This is a genomic window from Acinetobacter pittii (genome assembly GCF_034067285.1).
Classification (GTDB): Bacteria; Pseudomonadota; Gammaproteobacteria; order Pseudomonadales; family Moraxellaceae; genus Acinetobacter; species Acinetobacter pittii_E.
Genome location: NZ_CP139286.1, coordinates 1,464,686 through 1,483,635, shown reverse-complemented (window position 1 = coordinate 1,483,635; position 18,950 = coordinate 1,464,686). Strand labels below are relative to the sequence as shown.

Annotated in this window: 18 protein-coding genes, 1 other RNA gene and 1 pseudogene; 8 read left to right on the top strand and 12 right to left on the bottom strand. The window is 35.6% G+C overall.

What is annotated here, in order from left to right; all coding sequences use genetic code 11:
- Positions 1-175: 175 nt before the first annotated feature.
- A complete protein-coding gene (gene ybaR / locus SOI81_RS07005) occupies positions 176-1,630 on the top strand; it encodes a SulP family inorganic anion transporter (RefSeq protein WP_239975402.1) in 1,455 nt (484 codons plus the stop codon).
- A 45-nt stretch (positions 1,631-1,675) separates the two neighbouring features.
- On the opposite strand, the gene aprA is transcribed toward ybaR, so the two are convergent.
- The 5 genes from aprA to kynU all read right to left on the bottom strand — a co-directional run bounded on the left by aprA (position 1,676) and on the right by kynU (position 7,719).
- The gene (aprA, locus tag SOI81_RS07000; RefSeq protein ID WP_239975401.1) at positions 1,676-2,854 is read right to left on the bottom strand and encodes a S8 family peptidase; all 1,179 of its coding nucleotides are present in this window, start codon (positions 2,852-2,854) and stop codon (positions 1,676-1,678) included.
- Between the two features lie 558 nt (positions 2,855-3,412).
- Positions 3,413-3,694, bottom strand: a complete 282-nt coding sequence (locus SOI81_RS06995; protein ID WP_320541449.1) for a DUF6527 family protein — start codon at positions 3,692-3,694, stop codon at positions 3,413-3,415.
- Positions 3,695-4,267: 573 nt separating this feature from the next.
- Positions 4,268-5,014: an alpha/beta hydrolase gene (locus tag SOI81_RS06990; protein WP_320541448.1), complete on the bottom strand. Its 747-nt coding sequence runs from the start codon at positions 5,012-5,014 to the stop codon at positions 4,268-4,270.
- Positions 5,015-5,021: 7 nt separating this feature from the next.
- On the bottom strand, positions 5,022-6,428 hold the full coding sequence (pheP, locus tag SOI81_RS06985) for an amino acid permease (RefSeq protein ID WP_320541447.1): 1,407 nt from the start codon (positions 6,426-6,428) through the stop codon (positions 5,022-5,024).
- 40 nt (positions 6,429-6,468) lie between these two features.
- On the bottom strand, positions 6,469-7,719 hold the full coding sequence (gene kynU / locus SOI81_RS06980) for a kynureninase (protein WP_320541446.1): 1,251 nt from the start codon (positions 7,717-7,719) through the stop codon (positions 6,469-6,471).
- A gap of 147 nt (positions 7,720-7,866) precedes the next feature.
- Between kynU and gigD the strand changes: the two genes are divergently transcribed.
- On the top strand, positions 7,867-8,316 hold the full coding sequence (gigD, locus tag SOI81_RS06975; protein WP_004791887.1) for an Lrp/AsnC family transcriptional regulator GigD: 450 nt from the start codon (positions 7,867-7,869) through the stop codon (positions 8,314-8,316).
- Between the two features lie 30 nt (positions 8,317-8,346).
- Positions 8,347-8,458: pseudogene (locus SOI81_RS17470) on the top strand (GNAT family N-acetyltransferase); the annotation flags it as partial.
- A gap of 170 nt (positions 8,459-8,628) precedes the next feature.
- Here the strand turns inward: SOI81_RS17470 and SOI81_RS06970 are convergent.
- A complete protein-coding gene (locus SOI81_RS06970) occupies positions 8,629-8,922 on the bottom strand; it encodes a hypothetical protein (protein ID WP_224991569.1) in 294 nt (97 codons plus the stop codon).
- A gap of 425 nt (positions 8,923-9,347) precedes the next feature.
- On the opposite strand from SOI81_RS06970, the gene yrfG reads away from it, so the two are divergent.
- The 4 genes from yrfG to recX all read left to right on the top strand — a co-directional run bounded on the left by yrfG (position 9,348) and on the right by recX (position 12,183).
- A complete protein-coding gene (gene yrfG / locus SOI81_RS06965; protein WP_239975396.1) occupies positions 9,348-10,034 on the top strand; it encodes an HAD-IA family hydrolase in 687 nt (228 codons plus the stop codon).
- Positions 10,018-10,446, top strand: a complete 429-nt coding sequence (gene hslR / locus SOI81_RS06960; RefSeq protein WP_016140740.1) for an RNA-binding S4 domain-containing protein — start codon at positions 10,018-10,020, stop codon at positions 10,444-10,446. Before yrfG ends, hslR begins: the two co-directional genes overlap by 17 nt.
- 145 nt (positions 10,447-10,591) lie before the next feature.
- Entirely contained in the window at positions 10,592-11,638 is a 1,047-nt protein-coding gene (gene recA, locus SOI81_RS06955; RefSeq protein ID WP_016140739.1) for a recombinase RecA, read from the top strand.
- A 62-nt stretch (positions 11,639-11,700) separates the two neighbouring features.
- Positions 11,701-12,183 carry a regulatory protein RecX gene (recX, locus tag SOI81_RS06950; RefSeq protein WP_031948563.1) on the top strand — a complete coding sequence of 161 codons (483 nt, stop codon included), beginning with the start codon at positions 11,701-11,703 and terminating at the stop codon, positions 12,181-12,183.
- A gap of 13 nt (positions 12,184-12,196) precedes the next feature.
- Here recX and ffs read toward each other — a convergent pair.
- Positions 12,197-12,293: signal recognition particle sRNA small type (gene ffs / locus SOI81_RS06945), an RNA gene on the bottom strand.
- A gap of 314 nt (positions 12,294-12,607) precedes the next feature.
- Here ffs and SOI81_RS06940 point away from each other — a divergent pair.
- The gene (locus SOI81_RS06940; protein ID WP_320541445.1) at positions 12,608-13,477 is read left to right on the top strand and encodes a YbgF trimerization domain-containing protein; all 870 of its coding nucleotides are present in this window, start codon (positions 12,608-12,610) and stop codon (positions 13,475-13,477) included.
- 57 nt (positions 13,478-13,534) lie between these two features.
- Here SOI81_RS06940 and lpxA read toward each other — a convergent pair whose 3' ends face one another.
- Genes lpxA through bamA form a run of 5 tightly spaced genes read right to left on the bottom strand, consistent with a single transcriptional unit; the run spans position 13,535 to position 18,939 of the window.
- Positions 13,535-14,323: an acyl-ACP--UDP-N-acetylglucosamine O-acyltransferase gene (gene lpxA / locus SOI81_RS06935; RefSeq protein WP_016140736.1), complete on the bottom strand. Its 789-nt coding sequence runs from the start codon at positions 14,321-14,323 to the stop codon at positions 13,535-13,537.
- Positions 14,320-14,805, bottom strand: coding sequence for a 3-hydroxyacyl-ACP dehydratase FabZ (gene fabZ, locus SOI81_RS06930; protein WP_002115603.1), 486 nt, complete (start codon positions 14,803-14,805; stop codon positions 14,320-14,322). The genes lpxA and fabZ overlap by 4 nt, the downstream gene beginning before the upstream one ends.
- A 6-nt stretch (positions 14,806-14,811) precedes the next feature.
- Positions 14,812-15,882, bottom strand: a complete 1,071-nt coding sequence (gene lpxD, locus SOI81_RS06925; RefSeq protein ID WP_320541444.1) for a UDP-3-O-(3-hydroxymyristoyl)glucosamine N-acyltransferase — start codon at positions 15,880-15,882, stop codon at positions 14,812-14,814.
- Between the two features lie 4 nt (positions 15,883-15,886).
- Positions 15,887-16,387, bottom strand: coding sequence for an OmpH family outer membrane protein (gene ompH / locus SOI81_RS06920; protein ID WP_014206985.1), 501 nt, complete (start codon positions 16,385-16,387; stop codon positions 15,887-15,889).
- A 41-nt stretch (positions 16,388-16,428) separates the two neighbouring features.
- Positions 16,429-18,939, bottom strand: coding sequence for an outer membrane protein assembly factor BamA (gene bamA, locus SOI81_RS06915; protein ID WP_320541443.1), 2,511 nt, complete (start codon positions 18,937-18,939; stop codon positions 16,429-16,431).
- Positions 18,940-18,950: the final 11 nt, after the last annotated feature.

Here is an 18,950-nt window from a genome sequence, read left to right as displayed (position 1 = left end):
CGGGCACTTTTAAATGCCTCAAATTTTCTATACCTATGACGCTTACGCCACCTTAAGTTTATTTACGCTTATCTCCTGTAAATAACTCATCACTGTTTAGTGATGTGGTGTAGTCGCTTGTGTTGGTATATCACATCACTAGCCTTTTCAAAATTTAGAACTTAGGCTATTTCTCATGTTAACGAATGTCCGAGAACAATGGTTCTCTAATGTCCGCGCAGATATTCTTTCCGGTCTTGTTGTGGGTCTTGCTTTAATTCCAGAAGCAATTGCATTTTCAATTATTGCAGGTGTAGATCCAAAAGTTGGCCTATACGCCTCTTTTTGTATTGCCGTCATTATTTCTTTTGTCGGCGGTCGCCCGGCTATGATTTCGGCTGCTACGGGTGCCATGGCTTTAGTTATGACAACGCTCGTAAAGGAACATGGACTTCAATATTTATTTGCTGCAACGGTATTAACCGGTGTCATACAAATTTTGGCTGGATATTTTAAACTTGCCAAACTCATGCGTTTTGTTTCCAAGTCAGTTGTTATTGGATTCGTTAATGCCCTAGCCATACTCATCTTTATGGCTCAATTACCAGAATTAATAAGCGTGACATGGCATGTCTACTTACTAGTAGCTATTGGTTTAGGAATTATTTATCTATTCCCCTATATTCCCAAAATTGGAAAATTCTTTCCATCTCCCCTTATCTGTATTGTGGCAGTCACACTACTCGCTATTTTCTTAGGCTTTGATGTTCGAACGGTTGGTGATATGGGTTCACTACCCGACACTTTACCGATATTTCTAATTCCCGATATTCCTTTTAATTTAGAAACACTTCTGATTATTCTTCCATATTCTTTAGCTCTTGCTGCCGTTGGTCTACTTGAATCAATGATGACGGCAACAATTGTTGATGAAATGACAGATACATCTAGTGATAAGTTTCAAGAGTGTAAAGGTCAAGGCATTGCCAATATTGCCTCAGGTTTTATGGGGGGTATGGCGGGTTGTGCCATGATTGGTCAATCAATGATTAATGTAAAATCGGGTGGCCGCACACGTTTATCCACTTTTTGTGCAGGTATATTCTTACTTATTCTCGTTGTATTTTTAAGTGATTGGTTAAAGGTTATTCCCATGGCCGCTCTGGTTGCTGTCATGATTATGGTATCGATTAGTACTTTTGAGTGGAGCTCACTGACTCAATTTAAGAATAATCCTAAAAGTAGTAATGTCGTTATGATCGCAACAGTTATTGTGGTAGTTGCTACCCATAACTTAGCGTTAGGTGTATTAACTGGAGTATTACTTTCAGCACTTTTCTTAGCAAATAAACTTGAAAATGATATTCGTATAGAAACTTCATTCGAAAATCAAGCTCGTCTATACGAATTAAGAGGTCAAATATTTTTCAGTTCATCTGAAAAATTTATGCAAAGTTTTAACTTTAAAGAAGAAGTTAAAGACGTCATTATTGATCTCACCCATTCTCATATTTGGGATGTGACTTCAGTTGCCATGCTAGATTCAGTAGTGAATAAATTTCAAAAGAATGGTATTAGGGTAACAGTTCGCGGTTTAAATGAAGCCAGCTCAATCATGATTGATAAATATGGTACTCATGCGAAAATTTAAGAAAGGTCCTTCGGGACCTTTTTTAATTTCAAGCCATGCTTCTTATTAAGGAGATTTATATAGCAACCGGTTTGGGCTACCTGAAGGATTTTTTACTACATTACTACTTGCTTGATTTAAAAGATTAGTTGTAATTGTCTGAGGCGTAGCACTAGGTGTACTTTGTAACATTTGAGCAACTATACCTGCAGTATGAGGGGTAGCCATTGAGGTTCCATTTAAAACTTTAGTTGCTGTATTACTCCCAATCCAAGAAGAGTTAATCTGGCTTCCGGGCGCGAAAATATCAACACAGCTTCCATAATTAGAATAGCTGGCTCGAGTATCTGTATTATCTGTAGCAGCAACAGTAATCGCCTTACTTACTCTGGCAGGAGAAGAACTACATGCATCTGTATTAGAGTTCCCTGCAGCCACAACCATCACATAACCATTATTAAATAAGTTTTCAACCGCACTATCTAAAGATGTACTTGCATCACCGCCTAATGACATATTCACAACAGCAGGCTTTTTACCATTCTTTAATATCCAATCTAAACCAGCAATCACGTTACTCGAGGCACCAGATCCATCACATCCTAAAATTCGTATCGGTACCAAACTTACATTCTTAGCCACACCATAAGTACTGCCTCCCACTGTTCCTGCAACATGAGTACCATGACCATTACAATCCGTTGTGCCATTTCCATCAGATATCGCGGTATAACCACTTAATACTCGTCCAGAGAACTGTTGATGTGTAGACAATATTCCTGTATCAACAATATAAGCTGTTGTACCTGAACCTGTCTGTAAGTATGAATAGGCTGAATTTAAAGGTAAGGTTTTCTGATCAATACGATCTAGTCCCCAATCTGGATTGCTTTGGGTAGTCGCATCAATTTTCATGATTGTGTCATTTTCTACTGAAAGGACATTTGGATTTTTTTTCATGGCTTCAACAAAAGCAGTACCAGCAGCCTCAGGTAGGTAAACAGCAAACCCCTTAAGTACAGTGTCATAAGTCTGCAATACTTTACCACCATGTTGTTTAGCAATATTTTGTGCAAAATCGTTAGAAGGACCAGCATCTTTATTGAGAATAACAATGTATTGGTTTTTAATGATTCCTTTTGCTTGAGAAGAACTTAATACAGAATTTGTTGTAACTGGTGCAGCATAAATTAAATGACTCACAGCTATTGTTAAAAGAAAACTCGAAACTTGGCAAAACTTCATAAAAAATCTCCATATCTTTTACTTCAGATATCGTTGTTATGATCAGTACAGTTTTTATATTGAGGGTGTAAATTTTTTAGAAAGGAATTTTTATTATATTCTCCATGTATTATGACCAAGTCATATTTTCATAAAACTTGGGTACATGCAATGCTCTTATCTTTTTTCAATTAAAATTGAGAACCAATTCAAATAAATCAATAAAGCAAAATTTTAGATTAGTTGGTTATTTTACTCTTTTATCATTTAGATTAGGTAGGATGTATAATGTAAAAATATATAATCATTAAAAATAATATAAATGTAGAAATAATGAGATATGTGCCAGTCGTATTAAAGCTTTTTAAAAATTTCCAGATATCCATAAATAAACTATAAAACAGTATGTTATAGAAATTCTTGCAAATTTTAATATCGCCTTCAACTAAAAGAGATTTACATTTTTTTAAACTATAGATGTTCAATGCCAAATACGTAAAGATATATTGCATAAATACTGCTTACTTAAAGTAGCGTACAGTCTTTAAAACATTGCAGTTAAAATAAATACTAAAATTATTATAATCTATAATTATTTAATTCTAGTTCTGGTAACTCAACTCTACATCCAGCTAAAGGATGTCTACAATTAAGGCTATATTCAATAAAACCATCTTTAATAGAGTAATTACAACAGTCATTTATAGTTATGATTGAATCAAATGTAGGTTTTTCTAAGTTATTATTAAAATCCCATTGGTTTCCATTGGAGAAAGGATGATGTACAGGAATATAATGAAGGTATCCGCAACCAGGACACATATATTTATACATACCTCCTTCAAAATATTGTATTTTCATAAAGGCTCCTTTATAAATAGAAAAACCAACTCATAAGAGCCGACTAAATCATTTAATTTAAAGTTATATATATTATTTAATTACCTACTATAGCTTATTTTTTATATTTAATTTATCAAGACTATATGACAAATTCATGAAGATTAAACAAATTATATTTTTATTTTACTTAACTTATTAAATGACAATTCAATTTAAATAATAGAAATCCAATATAAATTTATCTATTATTTAATTCATTTTTATCTTATTAATTTATATTAATTATTAAATAGATATTAATTCATATCTAAGTACAAAACTTTGTCTACCTTATTGTTTTTAAAAATCAATAAAAAAGTCCGTATCTTGGGAAGCTACGGACTTGAAACTCAACTAAACAACAGCTAAACATTTTGCCGCTTAGTGAGAAAGCACTATCTTTTTAATCTAATTAAATTCTTTATTCAGGTCAATAAGAACACACCCTTTCTATAAAAAATACAGCAAGTTGTGAACTAACTCACATTTAGATCCTGATCGCTTAAGTTAATCATTTCATAAAATAATATCTTATATATTATTTTCAAATACCTAGTTTAATATATATCTAAAATAATACTCTAAAATCATATAATGATTGATATGAGGTATAAGCTTAAAAGATACTAACTCCTGATCTCCTCTTTTTTTAATTTCAAAATAATTTTGGCTTTGCCATTTCAACTCATCAAGTTCCATTTCACCCCATAAAATTGAACATGGAATAGTAATTCGATCGCTGTAATGAATAGGACTATATTTTAAAATATCTTCACTTGAAAGATTGAGAGCATGATTTAAATGGGTGCTTTGAATAGGTTCTAAATCATAAATTCCACTTAACAACACCATCTCAGAGATGATTGGATGGCCTAATGACAAAGCAGCTAGATGTGCCCCTGCCGAATGCCCAACCAAAATCATCTCGTCGGTTCGCCAGTTTTGCTCTCGAATAAAATCGAGAGCTTGATTAACTTGAGAATTAATATCTGAGATTTTACTTTGTGGTGCCAGATCATATTCTAAAAGCACACACTGTGCGCCCTTGGCTAGAACATACGGTACGATAAATGCAAAATCTGACTTATCACACCATTGCCAATAGCCACCATGAATAAAAATAACAGTCTTTTTAGCTTGCTCTAAAGGAAAGAAATCTAAAGTTGATCTTGGGTTCGGACCATACTGAATATCTGAGATATGGGGGAACTTTTGGTAGCTAAGTAAACTTGTCTGTTGAAATCCTGCCAATATTTCATGTTCATTCGCTACATTTCTAGCATTGTCATATAATCTCATAGGTGTCTCACTTCAATGATTCTTCATGAGCATTTAAAGCAAGCTTGGCTGATGATCGTTTTAAATAATAGAAAAACGTAAGCACAACAACTAATGGAATCCCAAATTGTAAAGTTGACTTGAACTCATTGGTAAACCATGTTGTGACGGTGATACTTAAAATTGCAATTAATCCCAACAGTGAAATTAACTGGCTCGCTGGAACCTTAAATTTTAATTTCTGTCCTTTCCGCGCCATATTTCTTCTAAAAAACATATGGGTAATAAAAATACTGCCCCAAGTGAACAACGCACCAAACATAGATAAAGCAATCATGATCGGGAAAGCAGAGCTCGGATTAATGGTATAAACAATACTCGCGATACCAATACCAACAGCTGACAATAACAATGCGTTAATTGGTACGCCATTGTGACTAATACGGCCGAATAGTTTTGGTGCATCACCTGCTCGTGACAAGCTAAATAGCATACGTGTCGAGATATACAGCATACTATTCATGGCTGATAAGGCCGCAACAATTACAATAAAATTTAAAATACTATCTGCATATGGAATACCTACAATTTTCATCACCATCACAAAAGGACTAGTCGCGTCTGCTCCAATTAAAGTTGTCCAAGGAACAAGTGCCACTATGAGAAATAAAGACAGTAAATAAAATAGGATTAAGCGAATTGCAGTACTTTTAAAAGCTTTCCTAACCGCTCTTTCCGGATCTTTAGCCTCACCCGCTGCTACAGCGATCATTTCAATACTTAAATAGCTAAATATTGAAATGATTACCCCAATCCAGACTCCACTAAAACCATGAGGGAAAAAGCCCCCATGCTCGGTTAAATTAGAAACAACCTGAACTGCTCCTCCATGACTTTGAGTCAAAATACCAATTGCTAAAAGAATAAATACAATAATTGCAAAGACTTTTATGGTCGAAAACCAATATTCAACCAATCCAAAAGCTTTAACACTATATGCATTAACCACAAGTAACGTCAGCGAAAAAAACGCAATCCAGACCCAAGAACTTACCTCTGGAAACCATAATTTCATATAGTCAGCAACTGCTGTAATTTCTGTACCAACCGCTAAGACAATACATGCCCAATAACAATAACGGACTAAAAATCCCGCAAGTGGACTTACATAATGCTCAGCATATGCTCCAAATGAGCCTGATGTAGGGTGCTGAATTGTCATCTCAGCCAAACAAGCCATAATAGCAAATGCGATTAAGCCACCAATGGCATAACTCACAATGACAGCGGGACCAGCAAAGCTGATTGCAAACTTGCTTCCCATGAACAGCCCTGTACCAATCGCTCCACCAATTGCAATCATTCCCATCTGTTTTGCAGATAATTTCTTATGTAAACCCGCTTCTCGATTTTGTATCTCATCAAAACTGCTCATAGGCCCTCCTAGCCATTCTTCTGCTATTAACCTTTAATGATCAGGTCACTTCGCTGCGCACTAGATAACGCTCATTTTTCCATTCACTATTCAGCATAATTTGCTTAAGTTGTTGTACAGCATTCCAGATATCTTCAAATCCCAAATATAAAGGTGTAATTCCGAAACGTAATACTTCTGGCTCTCGGTAATCCCCAATCACACCACGAGCAATAAGTGCCTGAATAATTTCATAACCAAACTCATGTCTATAACTGACATGGCTGCCGCGATATTTATGGTTTAAAGGAGTAATGAGTTCAAAGCCAAACTGAGCACATTCTTGTTGAACAAGTTGAATAAACAAATCAGTTAATTTGAGTGATTTCTCACGTATTTGTTGCATATCAGCTTGTAAGAAAATATCGATACCACATTCAATTAGACTCATCGAAATGATGGGTTGAGTTCCACACAAATAACGACGAATGCTATTGGCTGGTTCATAGTGCTGAGCCATATCAAAAGGTTTTTTGTGCCCCCACCAGCCCGAGAGAGGTTGCCAGAACTGATCACGATGCTTTCGATTTACCCATAACAACGCAGGAGAACCTGGACCACCGTTTAAGTATTTGTAAGTACAACCAATCGCAAAATCACTGTTGCTTTGATTAAGATCCATAGGCACCGCACCAACCGAGTGACACAAATCCCAAATAATCAAAGCATCTTTAGCGTGAATTTGTTGATTAATAGACTCCATATCATAGAAATATCCAGTCCGATAATTCACATGAGAAAGAACAACTACAGCCACTTCTTTTGCCAAAACACGGGATAGATCATCTGCACCATCAATCAACTCAACTTGATAACCTTGATTGATCAAGTCTATAAAGCCTTCAATAATATAAATATCGGTTGGGAAGGCATCTTTTTCTGCAACAATAATTTTACGTTCCGGAAATATTTCGGCTTGAATTTTTACCGCTGCTGATAAAACTTTAAATAAATTTAAGGTCGTTGAATCTGAAATAACCACTTCCCCTTTTTCGGCACCGATAAGCTGCGCGACTTTATCTCCGAGTCTAGTCGGTAGCCCCCACCAATCTGCTTTATTCCAACTATTAATAAGGTCCTCGCCCCACTCTTTGGCAATAATATGCTGAGCAACCTCTAATGATTTCTTTGGTCTTGCACCTAAAGAATTCCCATCTAAATAAATGACGTTTTTTGGCAGTGCAAATTCATCTTTAAACTTTTTGAGTTCATCTTCCTGATCCCAATAGAGGCATTGTTCGTGAGTAATCATTTGTTATTTCACCTATTTTCAACATTTCCTTTGTTTTTGAATTTTATCATGCTCATTCTTTCGATTTATTCGATAATATTTGATTAAAATTTGCTATTTTCGTATAAAATTCGAATTAAAATCAAAAAACATGGATGAAATTCGAAAATGAATGTAGATGCGATTGATCTTAAAATTTTAAAATATTTGCAAGATAACGCTCGGTTAAGTAACCAAGAACTGGCCGATCTGGTTAACCTTTCGGCTTCGGCATGTCATCGACGAGTTAAAATTTTAGAAAGCAATGGTGTAATTGAAAAATATCAAGCCAAAGTTAACTATGAAAAATTAGGAATAAAAATTGAGGCAATTGTCGAAATAAAACTTGCCCAGCTAACAGAAAATGATCACAACTTCTTTTTAAGTCAGATCAAAAATTTTGATGAAGTCATTAATGCATATATTATTACGGGTGAGTCTAATTATGTTTTGCACGTTGCGACCAAAGATTTAAGTTCTTTTTCTCATTTTGTTATTAACACCTTAAATAAAATTAAAGGTGTAGTCAGTATCAATTCTAAGATCATTTTACAGAAGATTGTGCAAAAACCGCTTTGATTTTCCTGATTTTTATTAAAGAACCCTCTCATGATCGAAACTCAGCGTTTGATTCTAAGATAGTGAAAGGAGATTCTGAACCTTTTATAAAATGGGCTTAGATAAAGTTGTTATACAGTTTTTCCCCAATCTTTTAATGCCTCTTCTCAAGCTGTAATGGAGCGGAGAGGAAAGCAAATATTAAAAAAATTTGCTCATTCCAAGGCTCCTCTCCATCACTAATTAAAAGTATAAGTCTTATGTGAAATTACGAGCTCTTCATTTAATTTTTGATTTTTAAATTCAAAATTTTAAGTTATTAATAAATATTTCTTACTCATCAAAATCATAGCCAACACAGGTAGAGCATTCCCAATATTCATGGATTTTAGTCGCGATATCTTCTTTCTCCATTGTTGTGAGTACATAAAAGAGCTTAGCCTCTTTATTTTTTCTTAATATTAATAAGTTGTAATAATCATACTCAGGGCCATTAAGCCCTAATGTTGGCTGTGATTCACAGTGCTTTTCTGCTTTGTAGTGCCATTCAAGCTTATAAGTATCAAGGCCATCAGCGGCATTAATTACAATACCGTCATTGGCTCCGCCAATAAATCCAATTTTCATTGCTTTCTCTAAATTCTTATTAGGGGTAATTTTAAATATAACTTTAAACAAGTATGCTTCAATTTATAAAATGTATGTCAATACGTATCCTATGTAAGTAAAATTAACCATAAATATAAATGAAACATAAAACTTCTAAATTTTGAAACTTTGTTCAACTAGTTTTATTCCACACACGAAAATTTTCTACTAAAAGTATTTATTATTTTTTTGTTTTGCAAAATTACAGGCTATAATTTTCAAATCATTTATCCTCCTTACCCATCACATTAATTTAATCTAAACAACTTTTGAAAAAATTAATGAGTGGAGTTTTAAATTAATTTTTTATATACCAAGCTTCTTTAATTTATGATTTTAAAAAGGATATATGGTAGATGTGTCTTAAAAAATTTGCTTTGAATGGTTTTGGAGATATTTAAAATATGTCTAAAATCGTAATGTTTGACATGGATGGAACTTTATTAGACCTCGCTTTTGATGATTTTATTTGGAATGAATGTCTTCCTAAGCGACATGCAGAAATACATCATCTTCCACTTGGTGAGAGCCAAAAAACCCTCTATCAGTTCTATCAATCACATAAGCATACACTTGTTTGGTATTCATCAGCTTATTGGACTAAAACCGTAGGCGTTGATGTACTCAAATTACAGCAAGAGTTTCAGAACAAAATTCAAACTCGTTCTGGTTGTATGGAGCTTCTACAGCAACTGAAAGCTCAAGGATATAGTTGTTGGTTAGTTACAAATGCTGACCGTGCAAGCTTACGGTTAAAGCTCGATAATATTGCAATTGAACACTTCTTTGATGTAATCGTATCGAGTGAACAAATTGGTTATGCAAAAGAAAACATTTATTTTTGGCAAGAGCTCCAAAAATTGCACTCTTTTGATCCAGACTCAACAATTTTTATTGATGATACAGCTCCTGTACTAAAAACAGCTGAAAAATTTGGTATCAAGCACTTGTTTACTATCTTACAGCCCTCAAGTCTAAAGGATGTAAGAAAGCATGAGGATTTAGAGTATAAAGCGCTAGATCGACTTACAGAATTGCTGTCTATATTGAATCAAATTGATAGAAAGGATAATGATGTCAAAATTGCTTGAAAACGATGCTGTAGAGACCATGCGTGTCGACAAATGGTTATGGGCTGCTCGTTTTTTTAAAACTCGTTCAATTGCTAAAGCAGCGATCGAAGGAGGTAAAGTACATCACAATAATGAGCGTGTAAAAGTTTCAAAAGAAATTCGTGTCGGAATGGAACTTATTATTCAACAAGGTTTTGATAAAAAAACGGTTGTCGTAAAAGCGCTTTCGAATACACGTGGTCCAGCGCCAGTTGCCCAGCAACTTTATGAAGAAACAGAAGTAAGTATTGCTAGACGGGAGTTGATTGCATCCCAACGAAAATTGCATAATCTTGCTCGACCTGAAAATAGACCGAGTAAAAAGGATCGTCGTCAGATTAATCGCTTTAAACAGGAGAATGATCAACACTGGTCATATAGTGATGAATAAAAACGTCGAGTTGTGTCGCACACACACAGACAACACATAGAAGCTATAGAAAAAATCTGTCACTATTAGCCCTGTGAAACAAGTTGAGATTCAATGCATCCACTTGGGTTAAACGTGATGAACTTAGAGTATTGAGGTTTTTGAGATGGATGAGAATAAAAGCAAAGCATTACAAGCCGCGCTAAGTCAAATTGAAAAACAATTTGGCAAAAATACGGTGATGCGTCTCGGTGACAACACTGTTCAAGCTGTTGAAGCTGTATCTACAGGTTCTTTGACTTTAGATATTGCATTGGGGATTGGCGGTTTACCAAAAGGTCGTATCGTTGAGATTTATGGTCCAGAATCTTCTGGTAAAACCACAATGACTCTACAAGCAATTGCGCAATGTCAAAAAGCTGGTGGTACTTGTGCATTTATCGATGCAGAGCACGCATTAGATCCACAATATGCACGTAAACTCGGTGTGGACATTGATAATCTACTTGTATCACAGCCTGACAACGGTGAACAAGCTCTTGAAATTGCAGATATGCTAGTTCGCTCTGGCGCAATTGATTTAATCGTTGTCGACTCAGTTGCTGCACTTACTCCTAAAGCAGAAATTGAAGGCGAAATGGGCGACTCTCACATGGGCTTACAAGCTCGTTTAATGAGTCAGGCGCTACGTAAAATTACGGGTAATGCTAAACGCTCAAACTGTATGGTTATTTTCATTAACCAGATCCGTATGAAAATTGGTGTAATGTTTGGTAGCCCTGAGACTACGACTGGTGGTAACGCATTGAAGTTCTATGCTTCTGTACGTTTAGATATCCGCCGTATTGGTCAAGTTAAAGAGGGTGATGAAATCATCGGCTCTGAAACTCGAGTTAAGGTTGTTAAAAACAAAATGGCTCCTCCTTTCAAAGAAGCTATTTTCCAAATCTTATACGGTAAAGGTACAAACCAGCTTGGCGAACTTGTAGATTTAGCTGTACAACAAGATATCGTGCAAAAAGCGGGTGCTTGGTATTCGTATCAAGGCAATAAAATTGGTCAAGGTAAAAACAACGTTATCCGCCACTTTGAAGAAAACCCTCAAATGGCTGGAGAGATTGAAAAAGTTATCCGTGAACAACTATTAACTACGGGTACTAATGGCGCTGTACAGGTCGAAGAGGAAGAAGAAGATCTTCTATTAGAGTCTTAATCATTATCGCTCATTAGTCTTAAAAACGCCCTTCGGGGCGTTTTTTATAAGGAAACCTTAATATGTTCAAAAGATCAGAAGAACAGTCTCAACAACGTGCTTTGCTTACAGGTCAGCGTTTGCGCTCCTATGCTTTCGCTTTATTGACTCGTCGAGATTATTCAAAAGCAGAACTTACCGAAAAATTAAATCGTTATGCACAAAACCCAGAAGAGGTTAAACAACTTGTTGAAGAATTATCTGAACAAAACTATCAAAGTGACCAACGCGTTGCAGAACTGACATTAGCTAGCCAAATTCGAAAAGGTAAAGGCCCAAAACGTATTAAACAAGCTTTAAAAACAAAACAAATCGAAAATGATTTAATTGCAGATGAAATTCATAACATTGATTGGGTAGAACAGGCTTATCAGCTTAAAGTAAAGAAGTTCGGTGAAGAAGTAGAAAAAGATCCTAAACTTAAAGCAAAACAAATGAGATTTTTACAATATAGAGGATTTGATTTAGATGTAATTATTAAAGCAATCCAACGGAAAGTGGATTAAGGAATGGTGGCAGCCCCACTAGCAAAACTTCGGCACATCATAGATCTGCTACCGTTGCTACCTTCCGGTCCTGGCGGGGTTCACAGAGTACAATTGCGAAGCCACCAGCGGGGCTACCATTGCAAAACAGAGTATAGAGATTTTTAAAAGAGTTGCAAGCCTTCTTCTCATTTTTAAGCAAGTTTATGTTTCAATTGATTAATTCATCAGCAAAAATACATAAAATTCTAGAATTTCTAATCTTATATTCTTTCTTGATACTTATTTTTAATAAAATATGCTTGAAGATTGTAAACTATTCTTGCATTTATACTGTTAGCTGTTTTAATTGCAATGATCAATTAAAACCTTAGATAGCTAGCGTGAATAGTTTATATATTCCCTTCTCAAGTTGGCTTTTACATAAAATTATGGACCTATACTCATGCGATTGATGAAGCATTCTTTATTATTTATTGCCTTAATGAGCACTACTTCTCTCTATGCCAATATTCCAATTGAATCGCGCGGTTTAAGCCAAAGTGGCGGCAACTCAACCACTACTGTATCTAGTAATTCTTCAGCTCCTAGTAATTTAAATTGGGAATTGATGCAAAAAAATCAACAATTAGAAAGTGATATACGCACTCTACGTGGACAATTAGAAGAACAATCCAACGATATTGAACAATTGAAAAAAGATTTAGCTAATCGCTATACTGATTTAGATCAACGTCTAGAGTTACTTAATCAAAAAGTAGATCCGGAAAGTGCAACGCCAGACAATACCGCAAATAGTGATACTACAACTGCTGGAAGCACAGAAACTTCGCCTACTGACAATAAAGCAGTAAATAGTACAGCTTCTACAAATCAAGTTGCCCCTTCCTCACCGACTCAAGTAACACAACCTGTTCCATCGCCTGTACAAAATCAATCAAACCCTGTAGAACTTGAAAAAGCAGCGTATACCGTCGCTTTAGATGCCTATAAACAAGGTGGAGCAAAAAAAGCGATTGCTCCAATGCAAAACTTTATAAAAAATCATCCTAATAGCGTCTATACAGGGAACGCCTACTTTTGGTTAGCCGAGTTTAATTTAGCTACTGATCCAGTAAATTATAATGAAGCTAAAAAGAACTATAATGTAGTCGCTACGCAATACCCAAATTCCAGTAAAGCTCCTCGTGCCCTTTACCAACTCTACAGTATTGCCAAAGATGTCGATAAAAATACTGTTTCAGCAAATCAATATAAAGCTAAGATCTTAAGTCAGTATCCAAAATCTGAAGAAGCCAAATTTTTTAATAAATAAAAGTTTTTAAGAAAAAAGACACCGCATATTGCGGTGTCTTTTTTATAATATCTTTGCTTAACGCACAATACCACGTTCTGATTGTTCAACAGAGTCAATTAACAATTGAGCTTCTGGAACGTTTGGAAGGATATCATTTTTAATCTGCTCAACCGCTTGAACAGAAGTCAGGCCTGATTTAAAAATCAATTTATAAGCCTCTCTAAGACCTTGAATTGTATTTTTAGACCAACCCTTTCGGCGCATACCTTCAATATTGATACCAAATGCATGTGCTGGATTACCAGACGCCATAACATAAGCCGGCACATCTTTTAAGATTAAAGATGCTCCACCAACCATACTGTAAGAATCAATTTTACAGAATTGATGAATCCCAGAATTACCACCAATAATGACATGATCACCGATATGTACGTGTCCAGCAACACCGACATTATTTGCGAAAATATTATGATCACCAACAACACAATCATGTGCAATATGCGTATTAACCATCAATAAGTTATGACTACCTATTTTAGTTAAAGCATTATCTTGTACAGTTCCTCTATGTAAACTGCAATGCTCACGAATTAAATTATGATCTCCAATCTCTAACCAAGTTTCTTCCCCTTGGTATTTCAAGTCTTGGCAAACTTCACCAACACTTGCGAATTGAAAAATCTCATTATTTTGACCAATTTTGGTAAAACCACCCACTACAACATGTGAATGTAATTTAGTACCAGCACCAATTGTCACATTTGGACCAATAATACAATAAGGTCCTATTTGGACATCTGGGGCAATCACTGCAGATGGATCAATAATGGCCGTAGAATGAATTAAATCGTGATTGCTCATGCCTGCTCTGTTTTTTGGTGTGAAATCATAATTTCAGCGGTTGTTGCTACAATACCATCAACGGTAGCCGTACAGTTATATTTGTAGATACCGCGTTTTTGCATTACTAATTCAGATTTTAATACAAGTTGGTCGCCCGCAACTACTTGTTTTTTAAATCTAACCTTTTCTGCACCAGCAAAGAGGAATAAAGAACCTGGTTTTGGCGTCTCATTGTTCATAATGAAACCTAGAACGCCTGAAACTTGAGCTAATGCTTCTACAATTAATACACCCGGCATAATTGGATATTCAGGGAAATGTCCTTGCAAGAACTCTTCATTGATAGAAACATTTTTATAACCAACAATACTGTTGTCAGTTACTTCAGTCACACGATCAACCAATAAGAATGGGTAACGATGCGGCAAATATTGACGAATCGTTTGAATCTGCATTGGTAATTCAGGGATGGCAAATTTAGGTGTAGTTGACTCGGTCATAATATTCTATTTACGCAAATTAAAAGTTGATTCAAGAGACTCTATTTGAGCTTGTATATGATCAAGTCGTTTAGTGATTTGGGTCAATGGCACATCTGCTAATTGTCGCAAGCGTACAATCGTCTTTTTCCAATGACTATTTTCAAATAATCCAATTCCTGAAGAATAAGTACCAGCTTCAGAAATATTTTTTGTGACCATTGACATTCCTGTTAAAGTCACATTATCAGTGATTGAAAGGTGACCAGACACACCACAGGCACCTGCAAGAATACAGTTTTTGCCAATTTTAGTACTTCCTGCAATTCCACATTTAGCAGCAATAGCAGTATTTGAACCAATATGAACGTTATGTGCAATTTGCACAAGGTTATCAATAATTACCCCATCTTCCAAAATTGTATTATCTAAAGCACCCCGATCAATACTACAATTTGAACCAATGCGGACATCATTACCAATGATAACTGAACCTAATTGTGCAATACGATGCCATTTACCTTGATATGGTGCAAAGCCAAATCCTTCACTACCAATTACGGTACTTGCATGGACTCGAACGCGGTCAAGTAATTTAGCCCCACCCGTAATAGTGACATGAGAATCAATAAAACAATCCTTTCCAATTTCCACATTATCATCCAGACGAGTATGAGACTGAATAATCGTGTTATCTCCTACTACACAATTTTCACCAATTACAACGTAATGGCCAATATATGCATTTTCAGAAATAATTGCAGATGGATGAATTTGAGCAGTACTTTCAATACCTATTGATGTGATCTTTTTATCAAAAGCATCGGTAAGGATGGCAAAAGCTAAATAAGGATTATCAACAATAATAAAATTTTGTTTATCAGTAAGCTGTTCTTTAATTGAGTTTGTAACAATGTACGCACCCGCACGGCTAGCTTTTGCTTGATCTATATACTTTTCGCCATTCACGAAAGTAATATGAGAAGGTTCAGCATTTTCTAAACTTGCTAAGTTTATAAATTGAAGACTACCCGTACCAACTAACTCACCATTAACTAGGTGAGCTAGTTCATCTAAACGATAATGTTGCACTTTCATTAATTTATTTCATTGAATTAACCTTTTGTATCATTTTATCAGTTAAATCATATTTAGCGTCATAGGCAACGGTCGAATTTTTATTCAAAATGAAGTCAAGATTATTTTCTTTTCGTAATTGTTCAGCGGCTTGCTTCACACGGCTCTCAAAAGTTGAGTTCATTCCTTGCAAACTAGTTTGAACTTTAGACTGCAACCCTTGTTGAGTTGAATTAAATTCATTTAATTTTGACTGATATTGAGTCTGAAGCTTTTTAATATCATCTTCTTTCATTTTTTGGCCTTGTGTTTGGGCTTGACGCTGAAGACCTTCTAACTCTTTACCCAACTGCTCAAGGCGAGTAGTCGTTGGTTTAACGGATTGATTTAAACTTGCATTTTGTTGTTTTAAATAAGTACTGCTTTCAACAACTTTAGCAAGATCAATCACGCCATAACCAGCAGCATTCGTCATAGCAGAAACAGTAAGGCCTAACCCTAACATTAATATATTTAATTTTTTCATCTTAATTTGTGTCCTTATTTGATTGTTTAGTCAAGTCGTACTTAGAAAGTACGACCGATTTCAAACTGAATCTCTTTAGTTTCGTCACCAGGCTTGTCATTTAACGGGAATGCATAACTAAGAGATAATGGTCCAATCATAGTGATCCATGTAAATCCTACACCTACGCTATAACGCATATTGCCTAAATCAAAACCGTAGTTATCTTCACAGTATTTTCTAGCGTCTGCGATTTGCTGCCCATTCATAATCATAGAATAGGAGCCAACATCGCACTTGGTATCAAATACTTGACCGCCTTCAGCAAAAATGACTGGTCTCACTTGACGAGTCCAATCTCCTTTGAAAGGTAATGGTAAAGCAAGCTCTGTTCCAAACTGAACTAAAGCATTACCACCAACTTCTTCTGGAGAAGAGTCATTTTTACCTTCTTCTTGTAAATTCACACTTGAATATTTCGGCCCCAAAGTACTGTTGTCATAACCACGAACAGAACCGTAACCACCCGCATAGAAGTTTTTATAGAACGGCAAATCATTACCATAGCCAAGCTTACCATAACCACGAAGTACAAAACCTGTACTACCAATTGGGAAAAAGGCTTGAGCATCATAAGTTACTTTTTGATAATCGACATCACTACCCGGCAAACCAATTTCAAGGCCAACTCGATGTGACATACCTGAAGTCGGGAAAATTGGTCTATTTAAGGTGTTATATGACCAACCTAAATTCAGGTTATAAGTAAAGAACTCACCCTCAAATGCACTTCCATAAGGCTCAGAAGTTTTGCCATCTGGACACTTATACAATCCTGTTGTTGGATCTTTTTCAAGGTCAACGAGGCAGTAAGTACTTGTTGAAGTAGTTTTTCCACCATTTGCCTTTAAGTAGTCACGTACATAAGTAGAGACATAAGGACCAGTTGTTACCTTAGTATTATCAACACCAAGTGAAGCACTTAAACTTTGATTTTCATCAATTGGATAACCAAAACTCAAACTACCACCGAAACTATCGGTAACATAGTTATTAACGTTATAATTATCATTAAGTTTAGTCTTACGGTAGTAAACGTTATAACCTCGGCTTACCCCATCAATTGTAAAGTAAGGGTCGGTAACACTTAAGTTATAGTAATCTTGAGTTTCAGAACGAGATAAATCGATCGAAACACGATTACCCGTTCCCATAAAGTTCGTTTGGCTTAAACCTGCCTGGAAGGTGACACCACCACTTTGTGAGTAACCCACAGCTAAGGTTGTAGTTCCCGAGTGTTGTTCTTCAACATTTACGTTTAAGTCCACCTGATCTGGTGAATTCGGGATACGAGCTGGTTTAATATCAACTGTTTTGAAGAATCCTGTACGCTCTAAACGTACTTTAGATAAATCAATTTTTTCATTACTCGCTAAAGCGCCTTCCATTTGACGCATTTCACGACGCAATACTTCATCGGCAGTTTTACTGTTACCTGTAAAATTAATACGACGTACAGTAACTTGCTGACCTGGGTTTACATAGTAATTTAAGTCAACAACACCCGTCTCATTATTAATTTGCGGAACAACGTTCACATCAGCAAAGTAATAACCAGCATTACCATATTTACGCAATAACAATTGCTTAACAGCATTTACTTTTTCTTGTGAATAAGTATCGCCATCTTTATAAATTTTTAAAGCTTGCAGTTCTTCAGGTTTATAAAGTGCATCACCTAAAAACTTGGTTTGACCAAATTTGAACTGACTACCTTCCTCTACAGCAACTTCAATAAAGATATTCTTTTTATCTTCACTAATATTAAGCTGCGAGTTATTGATATGAAAATTGATATAACCTTTATTCAGATACATCGCACGCAAAGCTTCAAGGCTTGCTGCCATTTTCTCTCTAGCATAACGGTCATTACGGGTTACAACAGAAGCCCAACCACTTTCTTTAACTGCGAAAGCTTGTTTAATTTCGCTGTCTTTAAAAACAGTATTACCAATGATATTAATATTAAAAACTTTAGCAGCCGTACCTTCATTAAAATTTAATTTAAGTTCAACACGGTTATTTGGACGAGCAATAGTATCAATAGTTACATCAGCATCATAACGGCCTTGCTGTGTATATTGCTGCTCTAATTCAGTTTCAATTGTTTGTAAAGCTGACTTCTTAAAAACTTCGCCTTCAGCAATGCCCATTTTTTTGAGGCCTTGCTCTAAAGCCTCTTTAGGAATAAGTTTGTTACCCTTAAATTCGAGTTTTGAAATAATTGGGCGCTCTACGACATTAAAAACTAAAGTGTCGTTGTCTCTTGAGGCTTTAATATCGTCAAAAAGTCCAGTGGCATACAATGTTCGAATTGCTTCTGCGATCATCGGTTCATTAACGCGATCGCCACTGTTGATTGGCAACATGGTAGAAACATTTGCAGGAGTAAGACGAACCAATCCATCTATACGAATATCTCGAACAACGAAATCATCAGCTGCATATGCTTGTTGTACCGCTGCCATAGCGCTAACAAGTGCCAAAGGCATTAAAAAATGTGTGTGCCGCATGCCAGTTTTTT